The following is a 1,596-nucleotide window of genomic DNA, read 5'->3' as shown; positions in this document are numbered from 1 at the left end:
CCCCAAAACAATCCTATTGAAATCTGGGCTTTTAAGAAGGATAAGGAAACGAACGAGGGCAAGCCACAAGGCGGGGCAGCGTTAGAAGATACTCAGTTTAGAGTTAAATTCTATAAAGGCCATTATGACGTGGATCCTCAGACGCTTGGCAAGAAAGAGGAACGCAGCTGGATTATTCGAACGGATAACGAGGGAAGGGCAATGCTTGGTAAAGAGTATCTAGTAAGTGGCAGTGACTTTTATCTAGATTCAAAAGGAAACCCCACCCTTCCTTTAGGGACAGTAACAACCCAAGAGATAAAGGCATCAGAGGGATATCTGCTAAGTGATGCTAGTGTTCATGTAAAAAAGGTGACGGCGGAAGGAAAGCTAGAAAGTGTAAAGACTTATGATAGCCCGGTAATTAAAAATAATCCGATTCGTGGAGATCTAAAGTTCGTCAAGATAGAAGACGGTACTGGTAAACGAATGGCCAATATTCCCTTCTCAATCACGTCAAAAACGACAGGTGAAAGTCATATTATTGTAACCGACAAGAATGGCAACGCATCTACCGAGAGTAGTTGGAACAAGCACTCAGAAAATACCAATCGGGGAGAAAGTGAGAAAGACGGTGTTTGGTTTGGGAACATAGATGCGCTAAATGATGATGTGGGTGCGTTACTTTATGATACCTATGTGATTGATGAGTTGCCTTGTGAAAATAACAAAGGAAAAGTTTTGATAACAGGCGTTGAGATTGTAATCGAACGAAATCTTGTTTCCGTAGAATTGGGTACGCTAACCAACGACGAAGAACCAAAGCCAGAAATTGGCACCACCCTTACAACTGAGGATGGCGGGAAAGTAGTGGTGACAGAAGGTGTCATAAAGTTAAAGGATGTTATTAGTTATTTCAAAATGGCTAGGCACATAGGAGAAGAGTTAACAGCAAACGGAATTTTAACAGCGGACGGCAAACCAGTATTGATTGAGGGAAAAGAGCTTGTTGGTACTGCGAAGTTTACACCTGATAAAGCAGAAGGAAGTGTAGAGGTTTGGTTTGAGTTTGATGCCTCTAAATTGAGTGCTGAGGAATTAAAGAAGCTCACGGCCTTTGAAACGGTACTAGATGCAGAGGGTAATATCATCGCCGAACATAAAGATCCTGAGGATGAAGGACAAACGGTAGAGCTGGTACAACCAGAGAAACCAGAAAAGCCTGAGGAGCCAAAGGAAGAGAGCAGCATACCGAAGACAGGAATTAAGAGTAAGAGAAATTTATTCCTAGGTCTAGGCAGCTTAATGCTTTTGCTAGCTAGTGGCACGGCAATACTTATTTACTACAGAAAGAGAAATTTATAAAGGAAGCGATTGAAGAGGAGAAGACTGTTATGAGAAGAAAAGGATTTGGTTTGAAAAATGTGATTCTAGTAATCCTAGCACTACTTCTGGCAATTCTGATTACCTATGTCTTAATGACATATGTATTGCCAGTAGGGGCACTTGGGAAGTGGAAGACAACCGTGATGTATGGCTTGGTGCTACTGTTTTCAGGAATCTTAACCTTTGTATTTACTTGGATTTTTAATAGAAGGAGATGAGAGCAGAATGAAA

2 protein-coding genes are annotated in these 1,596 nt (G+C 41.4%); both read left to right on the top strand.

Going from position 1 to position 1,596, the window contains the following annotated elements; genetic code table 11:
- Positions 1-1,344: VaFE repeat-containing surface-anchored protein (locus NHH16_RS15345; RefSeq protein ID WP_262070464.1), on the top strand; the 1,344-nt coding region annotated here is incomplete at its 5' end.
- A 29-nt stretch (positions 1,345-1,373) separates the two neighbouring features.
- Entirely contained in the window at positions 1,374-1,583 is a 210-nt protein-coding gene (locus NHH16_RS15340; RefSeq protein WP_262070463.1) for a hypothetical protein, read from the top strand.
- Positions 1,584-1,596 lie beyond the last annotated feature (13 nt).

Origin of the sequence: Ohessyouella blattaphilus (genome assembly GCF_024721265.1) — a bacterium.
GTDB classification, from domain to species: Bacteria; Bacillota; Clostridia; order Lachnospirales; family Lachnospiraceae; genus Aequitasia; species Aequitasia blattaphilus_A.
Note: the sequence above shows the minus strand (reverse complement) of the source record. Positions and strands in the feature narration are given on the sequence as shown.

Coding starts and splice junctions, on each gene's coding strand:
- NHH16_RS15340 (WP_262070463.1), top strand. CDS start 1,374: ATGAGAAGAAAAGGATTTGGTTTGAAAAATGTGATTCTAGTAATCCTA.